The organism is Variovorax nitratireducens (genome assembly GCF_051216545.1).
Lineage (GTDB): Bacteria > Pseudomonadota > Gammaproteobacteria > Burkholderiales > Burkholderiaceae_C > Variovorax.
The window spans coordinates 400,539-420,945 of the sequence record NZ_JBPJZO010000003.1 but is presented as its reverse complement, the minus strand read 5'-3'; the positions used below and the strand labels follow the sequence as shown (position 1 = coordinate 420,945).

At 66.4% G+C, this 20,407-nt stretch carries 22 protein-coding genes; 10 read left to right on the top strand and 12 right to left on the bottom strand.

The window, feature by feature from the left end; genetic code table 11:
* Nucleotides 1-26: 26 nt before the first annotated feature.
* Entirely contained in the window at nucleotides 27-1,367 is a 1,341-nt protein-coding gene (locus ACSFA8_RS11160; protein WP_435479570.1) for a sensor histidine kinase, read from the bottom strand.
* Nucleotides 1,368-1,472: 105 nt separating this feature from the next.
* On the opposite strand from ACSFA8_RS11160, the gene ACSFA8_RS11155 reads away from it, so the two are divergent.
* Nucleotides 1,473-2,105, top strand: coding sequence for a response regulator (locus ACSFA8_RS11155; protein WP_286541976.1), 633 nt, complete (start codon nucleotides 1,473-1,475; stop codon nucleotides 2,103-2,105).
* A gap of 16 nt (nucleotides 2,106-2,121) precedes the next feature.
* Here ACSFA8_RS11155 and ACSFA8_RS11150 read toward each other — a convergent pair whose 3' ends face one another.
* Nucleotides 2,122-2,511 carry a response regulator gene (locus tag ACSFA8_RS11150; protein ID WP_435479569.1) on the bottom strand — a complete coding sequence of 130 codons (390 nt, stop codon included), beginning with the start codon at nucleotides 2,509-2,511 and terminating at the stop codon, nucleotides 2,122-2,124.
* Nucleotides 2,512-2,654: 143 nt separating this feature from the next.
* On the opposite strand from ACSFA8_RS11150, the gene ACSFA8_RS11145 reads away from it, so the two are divergent.
* Nucleotides 2,655-4,682, top strand: a complete 2,028-nt coding sequence (locus ACSFA8_RS11145) for an AsmA family protein (RefSeq protein ID WP_435479568.1) — start codon at nucleotides 2,655-2,657, stop codon at nucleotides 4,680-4,682.
* A gap of 340 nt (nucleotides 4,683-5,022) precedes the next feature.
* Here the strand turns inward: ACSFA8_RS11145 and ACSFA8_RS11140 are convergent, their stop codons facing one another.
* From ACSFA8_RS11140 to gpmA, 3 genes are all read right to left on the bottom strand, one after another.
* Entirely contained in the window at nucleotides 5,023-5,781 is a 759-nt protein-coding gene (locus tag ACSFA8_RS11140; RefSeq protein ID WP_435479567.1) for a HesA/MoeB/ThiF family protein, read from the bottom strand.
* Nucleotides 5,782-5,791: 10 nt separating this feature from the next.
* Nucleotides 5,792-7,234, bottom strand: coding sequence for a S41 family peptidase (locus tag ACSFA8_RS11135; RefSeq protein WP_435479566.1), 1,443 nt, complete (start codon nucleotides 7,232-7,234; stop codon nucleotides 5,792-5,794).
* Between the two features lie 109 nt (nucleotides 7,235-7,343).
* Nucleotides 7,344-8,087 (bottom strand): 2,3-diphosphoglycerate-dependent phosphoglycerate mutase, encoded by a 744-nt coding sequence (gene gpmA / locus ACSFA8_RS11130; protein ID WP_435479565.1) that lies wholly within the window; start codon nucleotides 8,085-8,087, stop codon nucleotides 7,344-7,346.
* Nucleotides 8,088-8,180: 93 nt separating this feature from the next.
* Here gpmA and ACSFA8_RS11125 point away from each other — a divergent pair, with 93 nt between their 5' ends.
* The 7 genes from ACSFA8_RS11125 to nadA all read left to right on the top strand — a co-directional run bounded on the left by ACSFA8_RS11125 (nucleotide 8,181) and on the right by nadA (nucleotide 13,357).
* A complete protein-coding gene (locus ACSFA8_RS11125; RefSeq protein ID WP_435479564.1) occupies nucleotides 8,181-8,588 on the top strand; it encodes a rhodanese-like domain-containing protein in 408 nt (135 codons plus the stop codon).
* Nucleotides 8,589-8,754: 166 nt separating this feature from the next.
* The gene (gene grxC, locus ACSFA8_RS11120; protein WP_435479563.1) at nucleotides 8,755-9,015 is read left to right on the top strand and encodes a glutaredoxin 3; all 261 of its coding nucleotides are present in this window, start codon (nucleotides 8,755-8,757) and stop codon (nucleotides 9,013-9,015) included.
* Between the two features lie 99 nt (nucleotides 9,016-9,114).
* The gene (gene secB, locus ACSFA8_RS11115; RefSeq protein WP_286541983.1) at nucleotides 9,115-9,573 is read left to right on the top strand and encodes a protein-export chaperone SecB; all 459 of its coding nucleotides are present in this window, start codon (nucleotides 9,115-9,117) and stop codon (nucleotides 9,571-9,573) included.
* A 27-nt stretch (nucleotides 9,574-9,600) separates the two neighbouring features.
* Entirely contained in the window at nucleotides 9,601-10,602 is a 1,002-nt protein-coding gene (locus tag ACSFA8_RS11110) for an NAD(P)H-dependent glycerol-3-phosphate dehydrogenase (protein ID WP_435479562.1), read from the top strand.
* Nucleotides 10,603-10,666: 64 nt separating this feature from the next.
* A complete protein-coding gene (locus ACSFA8_RS11105) occupies nucleotides 10,667-11,347 on the top strand; it encodes a hypothetical protein (RefSeq protein ID WP_435479561.1) in 681 nt (226 codons plus the stop codon).
* 37 nt (nucleotides 11,348-11,384) lie between these two features.
* Nucleotides 11,385-12,263 carry a carboxylating nicotinate-nucleotide diphosphorylase gene (nadC, locus tag ACSFA8_RS11100; protein ID WP_435479560.1) on the top strand — a complete coding sequence of 293 codons (879 nt, stop codon included), beginning with the start codon at nucleotides 11,385-11,387 and terminating at the stop codon, nucleotides 12,261-12,263.
* The gene (gene nadA / locus ACSFA8_RS11095) at nucleotides 12,260-13,357 is read left to right on the top strand and encodes a quinolinate synthase NadA (RefSeq protein ID WP_435479559.1); all 1,098 of its coding nucleotides are present in this window, start codon (nucleotides 12,260-12,262) and stop codon (nucleotides 13,355-13,357) included. The genes nadC and nadA overlap by 4 nt, the downstream gene beginning before the upstream one ends.
* A gap of 28 nt (nucleotides 13,358-13,385) precedes the next feature.
* On the opposite strand, the gene panC is transcribed toward nadA, so the two are convergent.
* The 6 genes from panC to ACSFA8_RS11065 all read right to left on the bottom strand — a co-directional run bounded on the left by panC (nucleotide 13,386) and on the right by ACSFA8_RS11065 (nucleotide 18,160).
* The gene (panC, locus tag ACSFA8_RS11090) at nucleotides 13,386-14,210 is read right to left on the bottom strand and encodes a pantoate--beta-alanine ligase (RefSeq protein WP_435479558.1); all 825 of its coding nucleotides are present in this window, start codon (nucleotides 14,208-14,210) and stop codon (nucleotides 13,386-13,388) included.
* Nucleotides 14,211-14,213: 3 nt separating this feature from the next.
* Nucleotides 14,214-15,032, bottom strand: a complete 819-nt coding sequence (gene panB, locus ACSFA8_RS11085) for a 3-methyl-2-oxobutanoate hydroxymethyltransferase (RefSeq protein ID WP_435479557.1) — start codon at nucleotides 15,030-15,032, stop codon at nucleotides 14,214-14,216.
* Between the two features lie 34 nt (nucleotides 15,033-15,066).
* The gene (locus ACSFA8_RS11080; protein ID WP_435479556.1) at nucleotides 15,067-15,330 is read right to left on the bottom strand and encodes a hypothetical protein; all 264 of its coding nucleotides are present in this window, start codon (nucleotides 15,328-15,330) and stop codon (nucleotides 15,067-15,069) included.
* 87 nt (nucleotides 15,331-15,417) lie between these two features.
* Nucleotides 15,418-17,001 carry an L-aspartate oxidase gene (gene nadB / locus ACSFA8_RS11075; protein ID WP_435479555.1) on the bottom strand — a complete coding sequence of 528 codons (1,584 nt, stop codon included), beginning with the start codon at nucleotides 16,999-17,001 and terminating at the stop codon, nucleotides 15,418-15,420.
* Nucleotides 17,002-17,022: 21 nt separating this feature from the next.
* A complete protein-coding gene (locus ACSFA8_RS11070) occupies nucleotides 17,023-17,820 on the bottom strand; it encodes a segregation and condensation protein A (protein WP_286543534.1) in 798 nt (265 codons plus the stop codon).
* Between the two features lie 133 nt (nucleotides 17,821-17,953).
* A complete protein-coding gene (locus ACSFA8_RS11065) occupies nucleotides 17,954-18,160 on the bottom strand; it encodes a DUF3460 family protein (protein ID WP_435479554.1) in 207 nt (68 codons plus the stop codon).
* A gap of 97 nt (nucleotides 18,161-18,257) precedes the next feature.
* Between ACSFA8_RS11065 and ACSFA8_RS11060 the strand changes: the two genes are divergently transcribed.
* The gene (locus ACSFA8_RS11060; RefSeq protein WP_435479764.1) at nucleotides 18,258-18,719 is read left to right on the top strand and encodes an outer membrane protein assembly factor BamE; all 462 of its coding nucleotides are present in this window, start codon (nucleotides 18,258-18,260) and stop codon (nucleotides 18,717-18,719) included.
* An 11-nt stretch (nucleotides 18,720-18,730) separates the two neighbouring features.
* On the opposite strand, the gene ACSFA8_RS11055 is transcribed toward ACSFA8_RS11060, so the two are convergent.
* Nucleotides 18,731-20,401, bottom strand: coding sequence for a SulP family inorganic anion transporter (locus ACSFA8_RS11055; RefSeq protein WP_435479553.1), 1,671 nt, complete (start codon nucleotides 20,399-20,401; stop codon nucleotides 18,731-18,733).
* Nucleotides 20,402-20,407: the final 6 nt, after the last annotated feature.

Genomic DNA, 20,407 nt, shown 5'->3' with positions numbered 1-20,407 from the left:
GAGAGCAACGAATCGACCCGGACCGCTCAGTTGCGCTGCACCGGAATCATCGCCATCAGGCGGGTGCCCCGGCCCAGGGCCGATGTGACGGTGAGCTTTCCGCTGGCGGCCTGAACCCGGTGCCGCATGCCAGCCAACCCGTGGGTGGAAGGGCGCGCTGTGCCGGGCTCGAAGCCCTTGCCGTTGTCGGTCACCTCGACGATCACGTGGTTCCCGTAGTTCTTGAGCACGATGGTCGCCTCGGTCGCCTGTGCGTACTTGCCGATATTGGTGAGGCTTTCCTGAACCAGGCGGTAGACCGTGAGCTGGCGCGCCTCGTCCAGCAGCACGGGCTCGAGCGCCAGATCGATCTGCACGCCGGACCGGTCGCCGAACTCGCGTCCCAGAATTTCGAGGGATGCCACCAGGCCCAGATTGGACAGTGACGACGGGCGCAGGTCTTCGATGATGCGGCGCTTGAGCGCGATGCCGCTGTTGAGCAACTCGGTCAGATGCTGCAGGCGCTGCGTCGCATCCGGCGAATCGGCCAGCCGCGATTTCAGCCGCGCCACGTCGAGCTTGGCCGCTGTCAGCAGCGAGCCGAGTTCGTCATGCAACTCGCGAGCGAGGTAGCCGCGCTCGGTTTCGCGCACGTCCTGCAGATGGGTTGCGAGCTCGGTCAGTGTCGCGGTGCGCTCGCTGACTTCGGTTTCGAGTGCATTGCGCTCGCGCTGCAGCGCCTCTTGCTGGCGCTCGCCGGCGGAGCGCAGCGCATGCGTTTGCCGCAGGTACAGCCAGAACGCCAGCAATGCAAACAAGGCAACCAGGCCGATGCCCAGCCGCCCGAGCTTGAGCGCCCTGGAAATCTGCTGCTGTCCGACCTCGAGCGCATGGTTGCTGACAGCGATCAGCTCACTGGCCTGAACGCGGATGGCGTTCATTTCCTCGCGACCCACGTCGGTGGTCAGGACGAACTTCCAGGCATCGTCGCTGCCGCTCTGGCGCAACCGCAGGCTCATGTCCATCTCGGCCAGCTTGCGCGCAACGTGGCCGGACAGCCTGCTCAGCCTGGCCTGTTCATCGGGTCGCTCGGCGTAGAGCGCGCGCAGACTTGCGAGGTTGCCATCGACCTTTTTCACGGCCCCGTCGTAAGGTTCGCGGTAGCTGGCCTCCCCGGTCAAAAGATAGCCCCGCTGGCCGGTTTCGGCGTCGAGTATGTTCTGAAGCAGGCCGTTGAGTGCCGCTCGCGCCAGTTGCGCCTCGCTGATCTCGTTGAGCGCGCGGCGCGACTCCCGGTAGCCGGCCTCGTTGATGCCGATCAACACCAGGGCAGCCAGCGCCGCCAGGGTCAGGCTGAGCGCCATCCTGGGAACCACTAACCAGCGCATGATGTCTCCACGGAATTTTCCATCGTCAAATTCGGGAATAATTGGCGCTGAACAGGGATCGGACGATGCGGCACTCGAGGCCGCTCACAAAGACGAAAGCAAAGAATGATCAAGATCGGCATTGTGGATGACCACGCCATCGTGCGCTCCGGCCTGAGGCAGTTTTTTTCGGAGCACGTCGACCTGCGCGTTGCGGGCGAAGCCGCCAGCGGCCGCGAAGCGATCGAACTGGTTCGCACCACTGAATTGGATGTCCTCGTGATGGATCTTTCGATGCCCGGCCAGAGCGGCATCGACGCGCTGGCCATGATCCGCGCCAAGGCGCCCGATGTGGGCATCCTGATCCTGAGCGGCTATCCCGAAGAGCACTACGCGATGAACCTGATTCGTCAGGGCGCGAGTGGCTACCTCAACAAGGAATGCGATCCGATCGAGATCGTGAACGCAATCCGCACCATCTCGCTGGGCCGGCGCTACATCACGCCGACCGTCGCCGAATTGCTGGCGCGCCAGCTCGATCGAAAAGACGACGCGGCACCGCACGAGCAGTTGTCGGAGCGCGAGTTCCAGGTGTTCCTGAAGCTGGCCAAGGGCGAAACTGCGGGCGACATCGCCAAGACCCTGTCGCTGTCGGTCAAGACGGTCAGTACCTACCGCACGCGCCTGATGGAGAAGATGAACCTGTCCTCCAACAGCGACCTCACCTATTACGCGCTGAAGAACAAGCTTATCGATTAAGCGGGCACAGCAGGTTTCAACCAGCGCGCAGGGCGGCGTGGGCAATGCAGTAGTCGACCAGCGCATCGATTTCATTGGATTTGTCGAAGACCGCATCGACGCCGAGCGCGGCGCAGCGCCTGCGTACATCCGCAGTCGCATAGTTGCTCAACACCACCACGCGTTGCGAGGGCGTACGCCACGCGCATGCCTTCAGCACGCCCAGCCCGCTGCCCTGCTTTAGAAACAGGTCGACGATGGCAAGCTGCCATCGTGTGGGATTGGCATGCAGCCACGCGCAGGCTTCCATCTCGGACATGGCAAAGCCCACTGCGGTGACACGCGCGAGTTCTTCGAGCGTGGCAACGAGGTTTTCGCGAATCGTCTCGTTGTCTTCGACGATAAAGGTGTTGAGTGTGGCGCTCATGGCCGAACCTGTTGATCATGCAAGGTGCTGGGGCTTTGGGCTGTAGGAGGCTTCCGACAAACAGTGTGTCGTAGGCGAGCGCGCACATGGGTTGCGGCCCGGAGCCGACCCGGAAAGCACCGCGCTGGCCGCAGGCTTGCAAAATGAACATTGCATTGCGCCTCCGGAGTTCCGGCATTCCGCTGTGGGGTCGCATCGCGGGCGGTATTGCCGCAGTGCTGGCGGTGCTGCTGATCGTCGTGATGTTCTTTCCGTGGGATGTGCTGCGCGAGCCACTCAATCGCTATGTCAGCGAGAAGACCGGCCGCAAGTTCGAGATCACGCGCCGGCTCGACGTGAAGCCTGGCTGGCGCGGCGCCACCATCGCCTTCGACGGCATCGAGTTCGCAAACCCTTCATGGGCGCGCGAGCCGTATCTGGTGAGGGCGGAGCGCGCCGAGTTCGAGATACGGCTTTGGCCTCTCCTCGGGGGCAAGGTGGTCATTCCGCGCTTGGCGCTGGTGTCGCCCACTATGGGCCTGCAGATGGAGCAGGATGGCCGCCGTACCTGGGCGCTCGGCAAGGACACCGACGACGCCGACACCGTGCCGACCATCGGACTGCTGCAGGTGGACGGTGGTGGTGTCGACTTTCTCGCGGAGCATCTCGGTGTCGACCTCCACGCCGATTTCACGTTCGACACTGCGCGCGGCGAGATGCCGCTCGACTTTCGCGTGAAGGGCCGCTATCAGCGGCAACCTCTGACTGCCGAAGGCCGCACTGGCAACGTGCTGCAACTCACGTCGGCCGGACAGCCGCCGTTCCCGATGGAAATCAAGGCCGTGGCCGGCAAGACGCAGCTCTCCGCCAAGGGCACCGTGGCGGCGCTGGCCGATCTCGACGGCATCGACGCGCAGTTCCAGCTCAAGGGCCAGACCCTCGGTGATCTCTACCCGCTCCTCGGTATCGCCCTGCCGCAGACCTCGCCCTACGCGCTCAGCGGCGACTTGCGCAAGCGCGCCAAGCTCTGGGAGGTTCAGGGCCTGAAGGGCAAGCTCGGACTGTCGGACATCGGCGGGGACATGCGCTTCGACCAGGCGCCAAAAACGCCGCACCTCAGCGGGAGCCTTCGTTCCCGCGTCATGGACATGGACGACCTCGGCCCGCTGATCGGCCTGCCGCCGACCGAGCGCGCGGCCAGGGCCGTGGAGGGCGTCGAGCCGCCGCCATCGATCACGCAGGTCAAACGCGCGCAAAAGGATCCGGGCCGCAAGGTGTTGCCGACCGCGAGGCTCGATTTCGAGCGGCTGCGCGCGATGAATGCCGAGGTGCAATACACGGCAGAGAAGATCCGCAACGTGCGTGACATGCCGCTGGACCGCGGCAGCGTTCACGTGAAGCTTGTCGACCGCGTGCTGACGCTCGATCCGCTCGACCTCGGCCTGGCCAGCGGCAAGCTGGCCGGCGCGATCCGTATCGACGCGACGCAGAATCCGGCCGACATCCGCGCCTCGCTCGACCTTCGCGGGATGCAGCTCAACCGCTTGATTCCGAAGGTCGAGACGCTCAAGACCAGTTTCGGCAAGCTCGACGGGCGCATCAACTTGTCCGGCCGCGGCAACTCGGTCGCGAGTTGGCTGGGCGGGTCGTCGGGCGACGTGGCTGCCATCACCGGGCGCGGCGAGTTCAGCAACCTGCTGCTCGAGTTCCTGGGGCTCGATGGTGGCGAGATCATCAAGTTCCTGCTGCGCGGCGACCGCAACGTCACGCTGCGCTGCGCGGCGGTGGCTTTTGATGTCAACAAGGGGGTGATGGTCGGACGCAGCATGGTGTTCGACACCGCCGACACCGTGTTCAACGCCAGCGGCCAGGCCAGTCTGTCCGACGAGACGATGCAGTTCGTGGTTCGTCAGCAGCCGAAGGACGTGAGCATTCTTTCATTGCGAACGCCGCTCGTGATCAGTGGCACCTTCGCTTCGCCGTCAGCCGGCGTCGAAGCGGGCCCACTGGCCGGGCGCGGCCTGGCCGCGGTGGCGCTCGGCGTCATCAACCCGTTGCTGGCATTGCTCGCAACGATCGAAACCGGGCCCGGCTTAGACGCCGACTGCAAAGGTGTGCTGGCCGATGCGAACCAGCCGACCGCCGGCGCCGCCGCCACGGGCGCCGCCAAGGCCAAGACTGCGCGCCAGTGAACGTGAAGTGCTTTACGTTTCGGGGTAGGCCGCTGGCGGCGGATGGCCCCTTCCGCGAATGTCCCCCGGCTTGCGGCCTCCTCCTTTATTTCGCTGCAGGGGCCACCCACCACCAGCGGCTTGGGGCACGCTCTGCATGTTCAGCGCGAAACGGTCACGCTGCGTCCAGGATCAGGGCGGTAGGGCGCGCTGCGCAGCGAAATAAAGGAGGAGGGCGAAGCCCGGGGGACATTCGCGGAGCAGCGTGCCCTGCCGCCCTGATCCTGCCCCCGAACCGAAGCGCCCGGAACCTCAGCCCGGCAATCAACGCTCGGAATAAAGCTTTGAATGCAAGGCCCTATCAGGCGGTTGGCCGCTGGCCGCAAACGCTGCAATCCGGGTCGCGCGCCGTGCGCAAAGTGTCGAAGCGGGTACTGCGCCCATCGAACATCAGCAGCTGACCTGCCAGCGACGAGCCGATCCCTGCCAGCAGCTTGAGCGCCTCATGCGCTTGCAACGTGCCGATCGTGCCCACCACCGGCCCGAACACGCCGAGGACGGCGCAGCGCGTTTCCTCGAAATCGGCGTCGGGCGGGAACAGGCAGGCGTAACAGGGCGAGGCCGCATCGCGCGTGTCGTAGACGCTGAGTTGGCCATCGAAACGGATCGCCGCCCCGGACACCAGCGGCTTGGCATGGGCCACGCAGGCCTTGTTGACGGCCTGGCGCGTCGCGAAGTTGTCGCTGCAGTCAAGCACCACGTCGGCGCCCGCCACCAGGCGATCCAGCGCTTCGGCATCGGCGCGTTGCGTGATCGGCTCGATCGAAATGGTGGGGTTGATCGCCAGCATCGCCATGGCGGCCGAAGTCACCTTGGCTTGGCCCACCCGCGCCGCGGTGTGGGCGATCTGGCGTTGCAGGTTGGTGAGGTCGACCGTGTCGTCGTCGACCAGCGTGATGCGCCCGACGCCCGCCGCGGCGAGGTAGAGCGCCACCGGTGAGCCAAGCCCGCCGGCGCCGACCACCAAGGCATGCGCCGCCGAGACTTTGGCCTGACCGTCGATGCCGAACTCTTCCAGCAGGATATGCCGCGAGTAACGCAGCAGTTCATCGTCCTGCATGCCGGCCCGATCAGTTCTCTTTCTTTTCTTCCTTGTTGTCGACAATCACCTGCGTCTTGCTGACCAGCACCGGCTGGCCCTTGAGGCGGTTGAGTGCCTGCACCAGCGGGAAGTCCTTGTCGGTGCCGAACTCGGGGACCTTGCGGTCTTGCGGCGGCTTCTTGGCCTCTTCCTCGAGGCGCTTGCGGGCCTCGTCGCGTGCTTTTTCGCGCTCGGGGCTCTTGGCCTCGGGGCCTTGCCCGCTGGCCAAATGCTTTTCGAGATCGGCCTCGCGCATCCGCAGCGCGGCGAACGGGCTGCCTTCGGCACTTTCGTCGATCAGCACGTTCGGCACGATGCCCTTGGCCTGGATCGAGGTGCCGCTCGGCGTGTAGTAGCGCGCGGTGGTGATCTTCAGGCCGGTGTCGGGGCCGAGCGGGCGCACCGTCTGCACCGAGCCCTTGCCGAAGGTCTGGCTGCCCATCACGACGCCGCGCTTGTGATCCTGCAGCGCGCCGGCCACGATTTCGCTGGCCGAAGCCGAGCCCTCGTTCACCAACACCACCAGCGGCACCGACTTCAGCGCAGCCGGCAGACTGCGCAGCGGGTCGGCGCCGGCGCGGCGCTGGTAGTCGGCCGGGATCGCCTTATAGATCGACTTGCTCTCGCTCAGCTGGCCGTCGGTGGTGACCACGGTCACGTTTTCAGGCAGGAATGCAGCCGAAACGGCCACTGCCGCGTCGAGCAGGCCGCCCGGGTCGTTGCGCAGGTCGAGCACCAGGCCCTTGAGGTTGGGATCCTGCTTGTAGATCTCGTCGACCTTCTTGACGAAGTCGTCGACGGTGCGCTCCTGGAACTGGGACAGGCGAATCCACGCATAGCCCGGCTCGATGACCTTGCCTCGAACCGACTGCGTGCGAATCTCTTCGCGCGTGATCGTGACCGGGAAAGTGCGGTTCTCGTCCTTGCGGAAGATCGTGAGCAGCACCTTGGTGTTGGCCTCGCCGCGCATGCGCTTGACCGCCTCGTTGAGACTGAGTCCGCGCACCGCCGTGTCATCGATCTTGGTGATCAGGTCGCTCGGCTTCAGGCCGGCGCGGAACGCGGGCGAACCCTCGATCGGCGACACCACCTTGATCAGGCCATCCTCCTGCGAAATCTCGATGCCGACCCCGACAAAGCGGCCGCTGGTGCCTTCCTTGAATTCCTTGAAGGACTTCTTGTCGAAATACTGCGAGTGCGGATCGAGTCCGGCGACCATGCCGGAGATCGCATCGGAGATGAGCTTCTTTTCGTCGACTGGCTCGACATAGTCGGTCTTGACCATGCCAAACACAGCCGCGAGCTGTTGCAGTTCCTCCAGCGGCAGCGGGGCCAGCGAACCGCGCGCGACGGTTTGCAGTGAAACGGTCGTCAGTACGCCTGCGACGGCGCCGGCTGCAACCCAACCGGTGATCTTGAGTTTTTGGCCCATTTAGAAGTGTCCTGAGAGTGTCGGCCGAGTGGCTCGAACCAATATACACACCTTGGAAGCAATTTGCCTGCCGCGGTTCCGTCGACATGTCAACGGATGTGCATTTAGTTCAGGCCTTCCCCTGCGATGCAACGGCTGCGGCGGCTTTCGCGGCCGCTTCGGGGTCGCCGAGGTAATAGTGGCGCAATGGCTTGAGTTCGTCGTCCAGTTCGTACACCAGCGGGATGCCGTTCGGAATGTTGAGGCCGACGATATCGCTGTCTGAAATGCCGTCGAGGTACTTCACCAGGGCCCGGATCGAGTTGCCGTGTGCCGCCACCACTAGCCGGCGGCCGCTGCGGATGGCGGGCGCCATCGACTCGTTCCAAAACGGCAGCACGCGTGCCACGGTGTCCTTCAGGCATTCGGTCAGGGGAATCTGCTCGGGCGCCAGCCTGGCGTAACGCACGTCGCCGCGCTCGCTGCGCGGGTCGTCGAGCGCCAGCGGCGGCGGCGGCGTGTCGTAGCTGCGGCGCCAGACCAGCACTTGCTCGTCGCCGTACTTCTTGGCCGTTTCGGCCTTGTTCAGGCCCTGCAGGCCGCCATAGTGCCGCTCGTTCAGGCGCCAGGAGTGCACCACCGGCAGCCAGGTGCGGTCGAGCTCGTCCAGCGTGTGCCACAGCGTACGGGTGGCACGCTTGAGCACGCTGGTGCAGGCCACATCGAACTCGTAGCCTTCGGCCCTGAGCAGGCGGCCGGCCTGTTTGGCCTGTTCGACGCCGGTGTCGGTCAGGTCGACGTCGGTCCAGCCGGTAAAGCGGTTTTCGAGATTCCAGGTCGATTCGCCATGGCGAATCAGTACCAGCTTGTGCATGGGAGGAGGCCTTTGGTGTCGGGGGTCAGGGACTGCGGAACCCGCCATTCTAAAATCTGTGGCTTTGCCAATCCCAACTCCCCAAGGAACCCTGTGAAATTCATCGTCGACAACTGGATGCTGCTGCTGATCACGCTCAGCTCGGGCGGCATGCTGGCCTGGCCTCTGCTGCGCGGCGCCGGTACCGGCTCGCTGACGGCCCAGGGGGCGGTGCAGTTGATCAACCGCGAGCGCGCGGTGGTGGTGGACGTGCGCGAACCCGAGGAGTTCGCGGCCGGCCACGTGACCAACTCGAAGAACGTGCCGCTCAACCTGATGGAAGAAAAGCTGACCTCGGCCGTCAAGAACAAGACCGTGCCGCTGCTGCTGATATGTGGCACCGGCGCGCGGGCGAACCGTGCGGTCGCTACCGCCAAGAAACTCGGCTACGAGCAGGCCCAAGCGATTGCGGGCGGGCTCAAGGCCTGGAAAGACGCTAATCTGCCGGTTGAAAAAGCCTAGTCAATTGGGCTCCCCCCCAGACTTCGCGCACTTCGTGTCGCTTTGCCAACCCCCTACCGGGGGCAACGCCAGCGGCCCGGCGAAGCCGGTTCCGCGGCGTTTCCCTAGGGTATCGCAGCTAGGCCGAAACTGTTGAAATTGTGAAAGGCTTCCCAAGGTAGAGCGCATGCAAACCGTCAAGATGTACACCACCGCCGTTTGCCCGTACTGCATTCGCGCGAAGCAAATCCTCAAATCCAAAGGCGTCGAGCAGATCGAAGAGATCCGCATCGACACCGACCCGCAGGCCCGCACCGCGATGATGGAGACTACCCAGCGCCGCACGGTGCCGCAGATCTTCATCGGAGACACCCACGTCGGCGGCTGCGACGATCTGGTCGCTCTGGACGGGCGTGGCGGCCTGGTACCCCTGCTGCAGGCCGCCTGACTGCCATTTGCGACCGGCGATAATCGCTGGCTACCTCCATAAGCCCGCTGCGGGAAACTTTTCCCGGCGGGCGTTGTTTTGACATCCGAAAGCTCCGCCATGGCAGACACCCAAGACCCCGTGTTCCAGATTCAACGCGTCTACCTGAAAGACCTGTCGCTCGAGCAACCCAATTCGCCCGCGATCCTGCTGGATCCCGAGCAGCCGACCGTCGACATCCAGCTTGGCGTGGACGCCCAGCCGGTGGCCGACGGCATCTTCGAAATTACCGTGTCCGCCACGGTGCAGACCAAGGTGCAGGACAAGACGGTGTTCCTGGTCGAGGCCAAGCAGGCCGGCATCTTCGAGATCCGCAACCTGCCGGAAGACCAGATGGGCCCGATCCTGGGCATCGCCTGCCCGCAGATCGTCTACCCCTACCTGCGCGGCAACGTGGCGGACGTGATCCAGCGCGGCGGTTTTCCGCCAGTGCACCTGGCCGAAATCAACTTCCAGGCGATGTACGAGCAGCAGCAGGCGCAAGCCGCCGGCGAGCCCTCGCCGATCGTCACGCAGTAAACCCGCGCCACGCGCCGCGGCTGCTGCATGAAAATCTGCGTGCTCGGTGCCGGCGCCTGGGGTACCGCGCTCGCGGTCAACGTGGCCGCGCGCCACCACGTCACGCTGTGGGCGCGCGATGCCGCGCAGGCCGCGCGCATGAGCGCCGCGCGCGAGAACGCGCGCTACCTCCCGGGCACGCCGCTGCCGACCGCGTTGTCGGTGCAGGCGGGCGATGCAGCGTCGGCCGTGCACGGCGCCGACCTCGTGATCATCGCCACGCCGATGGCTGCGCTGCGGGGCCAACTGCTTGCATTGCGCGATCTTCCGGTGCCGGTCGCCTGGCTCTGCAAGGGTGTCGAGCCGGCGCTCGGCGCCGCGCAGTCTTTCGGCCTGCTGCCGCACGAAATATTGGCGCAGGTTGCCCCGGATCTACTGGCCGGCGTGCTCAGCGGGCCCAGCTTTGCGCAGGAGGTGGCGCAGGGTCGACCGACCGCGCTGGTGGCCGCAAGCAGCCATGCCCGGGTGCGCGACGTGCTGGTCGAGGCCTTTCACGGCCCGGCACTGCGCGTCTACGCCAACGATGACATCGTCGGTGTCGAGGTTGGTGGCGCCGTCAAGAATGTGCTGGCGATCGCCACTGGACTGTGCGACGGGCTCGCACTGGGCCTCAATGCGCGGGCCGCGCTGATCACGCGCGGGCTGGCCGAGATGACGCGCTTCGGCCTTGCGCTCGGTGCTCGCGCCGAAACCTTCATGGGCTTGTCGGGCCTGGGCGACCTGGTGCTCACGGCCACCGGCGACCTGTCGCGCAACCGCAAGGTCGGCCTGTTGCTGGCCGGCGGCCAGACGCTGGCGCAGGCGGTCGATTCGCTCGGCCACGTGGCCGAAGGCGTCTACTGCGCACGCACCGTGGTGCAGCGCGCGCGGCTGCTGGGGCTCGAGATGCCGATCGCCGAGGGCGTGGTCGCGCTGCTCGACGGCGCCGGCAGCCCGGCCCAGGTGGTGGCCGCCCTGATGGGGCGCGAGCCGTCGTCCGAACCCGGGTGAGGGCCGATTGATGGCTGCGCCGGCTTGAGTTACGGTCAGCGCTCCATTCACAAGGAGACCGTCCATGACCCGTTGCCGTCCGTATTCTCTTGTCCTGTCGCTGGCAGCCGCCGCGGTGCTGGCCGGCTGCGGTGCCGGCGGGCCGATGGCGTCCGCCCCGGCACAAAAGCCCATGGGCTTTTTCCTGACCAGCGCCAATCCGGGGCAGGGCGCCGACTTCGGTGGCCTGCCGGGCGCCGACCGCTATTGCCAGAGCCTGGCCGCCAAGGCCGGGGCCGGTGGGCGCACCTGGCGTGCCTACCTGAGCAACAGCGCGCTGGCCGGCAGCCCGGCGGTCAATGCGCGCGACCGCATCGGCACCGGCCCCTGGTACAACGCCAAGGGCGTTCTGGTGGCCACCAATCTCGACGAATTGCATGGCTCCAACATGCTGACCAAGCAGTCGGCCCTCACCGAGGCCGGACAGCCGGTCATGGGGCGCGGCGATGCCACCAACCTGCACGACATCCTGACCGGCTCTTCGCCCGACGGCCGCGCCGTGAGCGACGGCAAGGACAACACCTGCGGCAACTGGACGAAGAGCGGCGACGGCTCGGCGATCGTCGGCCATCACGACCGCATGGGGCTGCGCGACGATGCGCCCTCGAAGTCGTGGAACTCGTCGCATGCCTCGCAGGGCTGCAGCCTGGACGCGCTCAAGAAGACCGGCGGCGGCGGCTTGCTCTACTGCTTTGCGGTCAACTGAACCGGGTGTGCATGCGCGCGGGCAAAATCGGGGCGACATGAGCGTCACCACCGCCGTCCCTTTTGATTTTTCCCCCGCGCAGATCACCGAACTGGCCAGTGCCGATGCCGCGCGCACGCTGGCCGAAGACGTTGGCGCAGGCGACCTTACCGCCGCCCTGGTGCCAGCCACCCAGCGCGCGCGGGCCCGCTTGCTGGTGCGCGAACCGGCCGTGCTGTGCGGCACACCCTGGGTCGAGGCCGTATTGCACCAGGTCGATCCTGAACTGCGCGTCGACTGGCGGCGCGGCGAGGGCCAGCACTGCGAGGCCAACGAGGTGCTACTGGAAATCGAAGGTTCGGCGCGCAGCCTGCTGACCGCCGAGCGCAGCGCGCTCAACTTCCTGCAATTGCTCAGCGCCGTGGCCACCAAGACCGCGGCCTATGTGCAGGCCGTCGAAGGCACGCGCGCACGCATCGTCGACACCCGCAAGACCCTGCCTGGCTTGCGGCTGGCGCAAAAGTACGCAGTGCGCGTGGGGGGCGGGCTCAACCACCGCATCGGCCTGCACGACGCCGTGCTGATCAAGGAAAACCACATCGCCACGGCCGGCGGCGTATCGGCCGTGCTGCGGGCGGCCGGGCGCGTGGGGCACCAGGCCCGCTTCGTGGAGATCGAAGTCGAAACGCTTGCGCAGCTTGAAGAAGCGCTGGCGGCAGGGGCCGGCATGGTGCTGCTCGACAACATGGATTTGCCGATGCTGCGCGAAGCCGTGCGCCTGAACGCCGGCCGCGCGGTGCTCGAAATCTCGGGCGGCGTGACGCTGGAGCGCGTGCACGAACTGGCACAGACGGGGGTCGACCGCATCTCCGTCGGCGCCCTGACCAAGGACGTGAGGGCGATCGACCTGTCGCTGCGAATGGAGATGCTGGCATGAATGCCGTGATCGATATCGAATACGAGCAGCCCGCCTGCAACACGCGCCACGCCTGGGCCCGCGTGCCGGCCGAGCCATCGCCCGGCGAGCGCGCCGCGCTCAAGGATCGGATCCGCGCCCTGCTCAAGGAGCGCAACGCCGTGATGGTGTCGCACTACTACGTGCATCCGGATCTGCAGGATCTGGCCGAGGAAACCGGCGGCCTGGTCAGCGATTCGCTCGAAATGGCGCGCTTCGGGCGCGACCATGCGGCACAGACGCTGGTGGTTTCGGGCGTGCGCTTCATGGGCGAGACGGCCAAAATCCTCTCGCCCGAAAAGCGCGTGCTGATGCCCGATCTCGATGCCACCTGCTCGCTCGATCTGGGCTGCCCGGTCGACGAGTTTTCAGCCTTCTGCGATGCGCACCCCGATCGCACCGTGGTGGTCTATGCCAACACCAGTGCGGCCGTGAAAGCGCGCGCCGACTGGCTGGTCACCTCCAGCTGTGCGCTCGACATCGTGCGCGCCCTCAAGGACAAGGGCCACAAGATCCTGTGGGCACCCGACAAGCACCTCGGCAACTACATCCAGCGCGAAACCGGCGCCGACATGGTGTCCTGGCGCGGTGCCTGCATCGTGCACGACGAATTCAAGGCCTTCGAGCTCGAAGCGCTGAAGAAGGAGCACCCCCAGGCCAGGGTGCTGGTGCATCCCGAATCGCCAGCCGACGTGATCGCGCTGGCCGACGCCGTGGGCTCCACCTCGGCCATCCTCAACGCTGCTCGCGAGTTCGATGCAAGGGAGTTCATCGTCGCCACCGACAACGGCATGATGCACAAGCTGCGCACGCTCAACCCGGGCAAGGTGTTCTACGAAGCGCCGACGGCCGGCAGCAGCGCCACCTGCAAGAGCTGCGCGCATTGCCCCTGGATGGCGATGAACGGACTGGCCGGCCTGGCTCATGCGCTGGAGACCGGCGCCAACGAAATCCGGATCGACCCGGCGCTGGGGCAGCGGGCCAAGGTGCCGATCGACCGGATGCTGGCGTTTACCGCCGCCCTGAAGGCCGGGCAGGGCGCGGGGGCGCTAGTGCCGAACATCGGGGCGGCGTAGTACCGCCGTCAGGGCGCGCTCTTCGTGCTCATAGTTCCAGGTTGTCGATCAGGCGCGTCTGGCCCAGCTTCGCCGCGCCCAGAACCACCAGCGGCGCATCGAGGGCGGTTGGCGTTTGCAGATCGGCTTGTCGGCGCACTGTCAGGTAGTCGGGTTGCCAGCCGCGTTGGGTCAGTGCCTGCATGGCCTCGGCCTCGATGTCTGCGACGGGTTGGCCGGCCTTCACTTGGGTGGCCATCTGATGGAGCGTGCGCGACAGCCACACGGCTTCGGCGCGCTCGGCTTCGCTAAGGTAGCCATTGCGCGAAGACAGCGCGAGCCCATCGTCTGCACGCTGAGTTTCGCCGGCCACGATCTCGGTCGGCAGCGCAAATTGCCGCACCATGCCGCGGATCACCATGAGCTGCTGGTAGTCCTTCTTGCCGAACACGGCCACGGCCGGTTGCACGCAGGCCAGGAGTTTCATCACCACGGTGCTCACGCCGACGAAGAAACCGGGGCGGAAGTGGCCTTCGAGGATGTCGGCCAGCTCGGCCGGCGGATGCACCTTGTAGCTTTGCGGCTCGGGGTACAGCTCGCGTTCGTCCGGCGCGAACAGCACGTCGCAGCCCGCTTCTGCCAGTTGGGCGCAGTCGGAGTTCCAGGTGCGCGGGTAGGTGTCGAAGTCTTCGTGCGGCAGGAACTGCAGGCGGTTGACGAAGATGCTGGCCACGGTGGCGTCGCCCCGCGTTCTGGCCTGGCGCACCAGCGCGATATGGCCCGCGTGCAGGTTGCCCATGGTGGGCACGAAGGCCGGGCGTTCGCTGCGGCTCAGCAGTTGCCGCAGTTCGGCGATGGTGTGGGCAATTTGCATGGTTTAGTAGGCGTGTTCCGGGCCAGGAAAGCTTTGCTCTTTGACGGCGCCCACGTAATGCCGCACAGCGGCCTCGATGCTGTCGCTGTCCGGCATGAAGTTGCGCACGAAGCGCGGCAGCCGGCCCGGCGTAAGGCCCAGCATGTCGTGCAACACCAGCACCTGGCCGCTGCATTGCACGCCGGCGCCGATGCCGATTACGGGAATCTGAAGCGCGGCCGTGACTTCGGCGCCCAGCGCGGCCGGCAGCAGCTCGAGCACCAGCATGCTGGCGCCGGCGTCTTGCAGTTCGCGCGCATGCTGCTTGAGCAGCGCGGCGCTGTCCTCGTCGCGGCCCTGGATGCGGTAGCCGCCCAGGGCGTGCACCGATTGCGGCGTCAGGCCCAGATGGCCGCACACCGGAATGCCGCGCTGCACCAGGAAGCGCACGGTTTCGGCAGTCCAGCCGCCGCCTTCGAGCTTGACCATCTGCGCGCCGGCCTGCATCAGCACGGTGGCGCTGCGCAGCGCCTGTTCCTTCGATTCCTGGTAGCTGCCGAAGGGCAGGTCGCCGACGACCCAGGCGCTGCGGTTGCCGCGCGCCACGCAGGACGTGTGGTAGGCCATGTCTTGCAGGGTCACGGGCACCGTGCTGCCGAGGCCTTGCAGCACCATACCGAGCGAATCGCCGACCAGCAGGCAGTCGACGCCGGCGGTATCGAGCACACGCGCGAAGCTCGCGTCGTAGCAGGTCAGCATGGCGATTTTTTCGCCGGCCGCGTGCATTTCGCGCAGGCGGTGCAAGGTCAGCGGCTTGCGCGCTGAGGAGGCGTGTTCGCTCATGTCGGGCGCCTTGCGCCGCGACGCGAAGCGCCGGCTAGGCGTCGTTCAGCAACTCGTGCCGGTTGGCCGCGGCGAACAGATCGTCGGCAAAGCGCCGGTCGGTCTTGAGATAGCTCACGGCCAGCGCGCGAACCTGTTCGGCTTCTTCGCTGGCGCTCATTGGCCGCGTGGCGGCAGTCTGGAACAGCGTGGCACGCAATGCCGCAAGGACATGGACAGCGGCGACGGCCAGTTCGCGCAGTGCGGTGCCGATGGCCGGCGCCGGCGTCTGGCTGGGGATGGACAGGATGGTGGGCATGACGATCGCTCCTCGGCATCGGGTTGATGCTGCAGTGCATTATAGGGTTTACCCTAATCATCATGTGGAGTGTCCAACCTAAACCGCTCACGACGGCTCCAGCACGGTGGGTTCGGCCACCTCGGCCGGCCCGGGGTAGTCGCGGCTGAAATGCAGCCCGCGGCTTTCGTGCCGTGCCTGCGCCGAGCGCACGATCAGCCCGGCCACCTGCACCAGGTTGCGCAGTTCCAGCAGGTCGCGGCTGACGTGGAAGTGGGCGTAGAACTCCGCGATCTCGCCCTGCAGCAGCGCAATCCGGTGGCTCGCGCGCTCCAACCGCTTGTTGGTCCGCACGATGCCCACGTAGTCCCACATGAAGCGGCGCAGCTCGTCCCAGTTGTGCGATATGACCACGCATTCGTCGGCGTCGGTGACGCGGCTGTCGTCCCAGCGCGGCAGCGCGGCCACGGCCGCGCCGGGCGCCTGGGCAATGGCCTTGGCCGCCGCACGTGCGAACACCATGCATTCGAGCAGCGAGTTGCTGGCCAGCCGGTTGGCGCCGTGCAGGCCGGTGCAGGCGGTTTCGCCGATGGCATACAGGCCGGCCAGGTCGGTGCGGCCCGCGAGGTCGACGCGCACGCCGCCGCAGGTGTAGTGCGCGGCCGGCACCACCGGAATGGGTTGCTGCGTGATGTCGATGCCCAGCGCCAGGCAACGCGCCTGGATGTTGGGGAAGTGCTCGGCAATGAAGGCCGGCGGCTTGTGCGAGATGTCGAGATGCACGCAGTCCAGCCCGTGCTTTTTCATCTCGAAATCGATGGCCCGCGCCACCACGTCGCGCGGCGCCAGTTCGGCGCGCTCGTCGTGGCCGGGCATGAAGCGGGTGCCGCCGGCCGATTCCGGAAGCAGCAGCCGTCCGCCTTCGCCGCGCACCGCCTCCGAGATCAGGAAGGACTTGGCTTGCGGGTGGTACAGGCAGGTCGGGTGAAACTGGATGAATTCCATGTTCGCCACTGCGCAGCCCGCGCGCCAGGCGGCTGCAATGCCATCGCCGGTGGCCGTGTCGGGATTGGTGGTGTAGAGGTAGACCTTGCCCGCGCCGCCGGTCGCCAGGATGGTCTGCGGCGCGGCGAAGGTCAGTACTTCGTCGGTTTGCGCATCCAGCGCGTACAGCCCCAGGCATCGGTTGGGCCCCGGCAGGCCCAGCTTCGCCGAGCCGATCAGATCCACCAGCGTGTGCTGCTCGAACAGCGTGATGCCGGGCGTGCGCCGCACCTGGTCGACTAGGGTGCGCTGCACGGCGGCGCCGGTGGCGTCGGTCACGTGCGCGATGCGCCGCGCGCTGTGGCCACCCTCGCGCGTGAGATGCAGCGCGCCGTCTTCCAGCGAGAACGGCACGCCCAGTTCGCGCAGCCAGGCAATGCACTCGGGCGCGTGCTCGACCACGAAGCGGGTGGCTGCGTCGTCGCACAGGCCGGCACCGGCGACCAGCGTGTCTTGCACATGCGACTCGAAGCTGTCGCCCTCGGCCAGCACGGCGGCGATCCCGCCCTGCGCCCAGCCGCTGGCACCATCGGTCAGTGCGCGCTTGGTCAGCACCGCGACGCGATGGGTCGGCGCCAGGTGCAGCGCCGCCGACAGGCCGGCCAGGCCGCTGCCGACGATCAGCACGTCGAACGGGAGTGGATCCAATGGCACGAGATCGGGGTCGGGTCAGGCCGGCGAATACGCCAGCCGCACGTAGATGGGGGCAAACGCCTCGGCCTGCGTGATGTCGACCAGCGTTTCCTTCCCGAGTTCGAGCAGGGCGATGAAGGTCACGATCAGCACGGGCGTGCCGCGGGTCACGTCGAACAGGTTCTCGAACTCGACGAACTGGCGCCCCTGCAGCTTGCGCAGCACGATGCTCATGTGCTCGCGCACGCTGAGTTCCTCGCGCGAGATCTTGTGGTGCTGCACGAGCTTGGCGCGCTTGAGGATGTCGGCCCAGGCGTCTCGCAGGTCAACCACATTTACATCGGGAAAGCGCGGCTTGAGCGACTGCTCGATGTAAACCTGTCCCTTCCAGAAATCGCGACCGGCCTGCGGCATGGCACTGATCGCGGCGGCCTGCACCTTGGTCTGCTCGTATTCCAGCAGGCGACGCACCAGCTCCGCACGCGGGTCTTCGGCTTCCTCGCCTTCGGCCGTCTTGCGCGGCGGCAGCAGCATGCGCGACTTGATCTCGATCAGCATCGCCGCCATCAGCAGGTACTCGGCTGCCAGCTCGAGGTTGGTGCGGCGCACCTCATCGACGTAAGTCAGGTATTGCCGCGTCAGCCCGGCCATCGGGATGTCGAGAATGTTGAAGTTCTGCTTGCGGATCAGGTAGAGCAGCAGGTCGAGCGGGCCTTCGAAGGCTTCCAGGAACACCTGCAGCGCTTCGGGCGGGATGTAGAGGTCGTTCGGCAGTGCGAACAGCGGCTCGCCATAGAGCCGGGCCAATGCCACCTGGTCGATCACGTCGGGCATGGTGGAGAGCACCACCGTGCCGTCGGCCTCGACCGCGTCGCGCACCGAATGGGCAGTCTTGCCAATCATGGGGTTGCTGCGAAATTCATAGCGCCTCGCGCAGGACTGGCGGGCGCGACGGGCCGAATTGGCACTACTTGGCGAGCGTCTGGTAGACGTAGGGCTGCTGCGGCACGCGGGCCTCGCCGTACTCTTCCTGCAGGCCGCGATCCAGATTCTTGTCCCACAGCAGGGCGCGGCCGGCGCGCTGTTCGGCCTCGAGCGTCGGCTTCTTCTGCTTCATCTCCTCGATGAAGTTCGTGATCTCGGACGTGTAGTGGGGGCGATTGAAGATGGACATAGACTGAGCCTTTGAGGCGAATTTTAAGGGGGATGGGATGGCGAAAAAGACACAACGCATTTTTCGGGGCGCACGGGCGGGCTGGACTGCGGCCGCCATGGCCGGGCTCTTGTTGCTGGCCGCCTGCGATCCACAGCGCATCAGCGAACTGGAGGAGGGCGTGGCAACCGAGGCCGACGTGCGCGCCAAGTTCGGCCAGCCCGAGAACATCTGGGATGCGCCCGGCGGCGGCCGCGTCTTCGAATACAACCGCCAGCCGGCCGGCCAGAAGAACTACATGATCACGATCGGCACCGACGGCAAGATGAGCGCGCTGCGCCAGGTGCTGACGCCAGAAAACTTCGCCAGGGTGCAACCCGGCATGGCGATGGAAGACCTGCGCAAGATGCTTGGCAAGCCTGCCAAGGTCGCGCCTTATCCGCTCAGAAACGAAACCGAATGGGAATGGCGCTGGGTGCAGCCGCCGAATTCGCCGATGGTGTTTACAGCCGTTCTGAACAGCGACCAGCGCGTGCTGCGCAGCGGCTCGTCGCCCGATCGCTCGACCGAGGCGAACTGAGGCGGCGCGATTCAGGCGTGCGCCGGCTTGCCGGTCGCCAGTTCGTCCGCGAACCCCGAGCGCGTCATCACTTCGAGCGGCTGCGCCTGCACTGACTCGATGCACAGCACGCCGTCGCGCGAAAGCACGGCCCGGTGCAACTGGCGCAGCGCGTCGATGCCGGTGGCGTCGATGGAAATCAGATGCATCGCGTCGAGCACCACCGTCATGCCGCGCGGCGCGCGCTCGACCGCGGCGATCGCCTCGTCGAGCTTGGCAGCTGCGCCGAAGAACAGCGCGCCGTAGAGCTTGTAGGTGAGCACCGGCGGCTGCAGCGACACCAGCTCGACCGTGAACAACCCGCTCATGCGCCGGATGAACAGCGCACAGGCCAGCACGATGCCCACCTGTACCGCCACAGTGAGGTCGAACACCACCGTCAGGAAAAACGTGCCCAGCATCAGCAGCCGGTAATGCTGGCTGAAGTGGCGCAGCCGGTACGGCGTGAACTCGCGCCACTCGCCCATGTTCCAGCCCACGAACACCAGAATGCCGGCCAGCACCGACAACGGCACGTGGTAGGCCAGTGGTGCCGCCAGCAGCACGATTACCAGGAGCGTCGCCGCGTGCACGATGCCCGCGACCGGCGACGTGCCGCCCGAGCGGATGTTCGTCACGGTGCGCGCAATGGTGCCGGTGGCCGGCATGCCGCCGAAGAACGGCACCACCACGTTTGCGATCCCTTGCGCCATCAATTCCTGGTTCGGGTCGTGGCGTGGCTGGCCGCTGAGCTGGTCGGCAACCCGCGCGCACAGCAGCGATTCGATCGCGCCGAGCAAGGCGATCGTGAGGGTTGGCGTGACGAGCTGCTTCACGGTTTCCCAGGAAAAGTTGGGCAGCGCAAAGGCGGGCACACCCTGTGGAATGCCGCCGAAGCGTGTGCCGATGGTTTCCACCGGCAGCTCGAACGCCCATGCCACCAGCGTGAGCGTGACCAGCGCGACGATCGGGCCCGGCGTGCGCGCGCCGCGCTGTACCGCGCGGGTCATCGTCACGCGGCCGGCCACGCGGTGCACCACGTGCCCGATCCGCGAATCGATGCGCAGCAGCAGCGGCCAGATGAACAGCCCCAGCAGGCAGACCAGCCCCAGGCCGATCGCATAGGGGTTGAAGGTGTCGAGGTGCTGCGCCATGGTGCGCAACTGCGAAAACACGTCCGCCGGCATCTTCGCGATAGACAGCCCGAGCAGATCCTTCAGCTGCGACAAAAGAATCAGCACGGCGATGCCATTGGTGAAACCGACCACGATCGACAGCGGAACGTAGCGCACCAGCGTGCCGAGCTTGAACAGCCCCAGCAGGAACAGCAGCACCCCGGCGCAAGCCGTGGCGATCAGCAGGTTCGCGAGGCCGTAGCGCTCGACGATGCCATAGACGATCACGATGAACGCGCCGGCGGGCCCGCCAATCTGTATCGCAGAGCCGCCCAGCAGCGAGATCAGGAAGCCCGCGATGATGGCCGTCCAGATGCCGGCCTCGGGTGTCAGGCCCGAGGCGATGGCAAAGGCCATGGCCAGCGGCAGCGCCACGATGCCGACCGTGGCGCCCGCACCGAGATCCTTGAAGAAGCGCTCGCGGTTGTAGTCCTGGAGCGCGTCGATCAGTCTCGGGTGAAAGCGGGCGAGCTGCAGGCGGGAGGACATGGCGCC

Coding starts and splice junctions, on each gene's coding strand:
- secB (WP_286541983.1), top strand. CDS start 9,115: ATGGCAGACACCCAAGACCCCGTGTTCCAGATTCAACGCGTCTACCTG.
- ACSFA8_RS11160 (WP_435479570.1), bottom strand. CDS start 1,367: ATGCGCTGGTTAGTGGTTCCCAGGATGGCGCTCAGCCTGACCCTGGCG.
- ACSFA8_RS11145 (WP_435479568.1), top strand. CDS start 2,655: ATGAACATTGCATTGCGCCTCCGGAGTTCCGGCATTCCGCTGTGGGGT.
- nadC (WP_435479560.1), top strand. CDS start 11,385: ATGAGCGTCACCACCGCCGTCCCTTTTGATTTTTCCCCCGCGCAGATC.
- ACSFA8_RS11055 (WP_435479553.1), bottom strand. CDS start 20,401: ATGTCCTCCCGCCTGCAGCTCGCCCGCTTTCACCCGAGACTGATCGAC.
- ACSFA8_RS11105 (WP_435479561.1), top strand. CDS start 10,667: ATGACCCGTTGCCGTCCGTATTCTCTTGTCCTGTCGCTGGCAGCCGCC.
- ACSFA8_RS11140 (WP_435479567.1), bottom strand. CDS start 5,781: ATGCAGGACGATGAACTGCTGCGTTACTCGCGGCATATCCTGCTGGAA.
- ACSFA8_RS11070 (WP_286543534.1), bottom strand. CDS start 17,820: ATGCCCGACGTGATCGACCAGGTGGCATTGGCCCGGCTCTATGGCGAG.
- nadA (WP_435479559.1), top strand. CDS start 12,260: ATGAATGCCGTGATCGATATCGAATACGAGCAGCCCGCCTGCAACACG.
- ACSFA8_RS11080 (WP_435479556.1), bottom strand. CDS start 15,330: ATGCCCACCATCCTGTCCATCCCCAGCCAGACGCCGGCGCCGGCCATC.
- gpmA (WP_435479565.1), bottom strand. CDS start 8,087: ATGCACAAGCTGGTACTGATTCGCCATGGCGAATCGACCTGGAATCTC.
- ACSFA8_RS11110 (WP_435479562.1), top strand. CDS start 9,601: ATGAAAATCTGCGTGCTCGGTGCCGGCGCCTGGGGTACCGCGCTCGCG.
- ACSFA8_RS11060 (WP_435479764.1), top strand. CDS start 18,258: ATGGCCGGGCTCTTGTTGCTGGCCGCCTGCGATCCACAGCGCATCAGC.
- grxC (WP_435479563.1), top strand. CDS start 8,755: ATGCAAACCGTCAAGATGTACACCACCGCCGTTTGCCCGTACTGCATT.
- panC (WP_435479558.1), bottom strand. CDS start 14,210: ATGCAAATTGCCCACACCATCGCCGAACTGCGGCAACTGCTGAGCCGC.
- ACSFA8_RS11155 (WP_286541976.1), top strand. CDS start 1,473: ATGATCAAGATCGGCATTGTGGATGACCACGCCATCGTGCGCTCCGGC.
- panB (WP_435479557.1), bottom strand. CDS start 15,032: ATGAGCGAACACGCCTCCTCAGCGCGCAAGCCGCTGACCTTGCACCGC.
- ACSFA8_RS11135 (WP_435479566.1), bottom strand. CDS start 7,234: ATGGGCCAAAAACTCAAGATCACCGGTTGGGTTGCAGCCGGCGCCGTC.
- ACSFA8_RS11065 (WP_435479554.1), bottom strand. CDS start 18,160: ATGTCCATCTTCAATCGCCCCCACTACACGTCCGAGATCACGAACTTC.
- ACSFA8_RS11150 (WP_435479569.1), bottom strand. CDS start 2,511: ATGAGCGCCACACTCAACACCTTTATCGTCGAAGACAACGAGACGATT.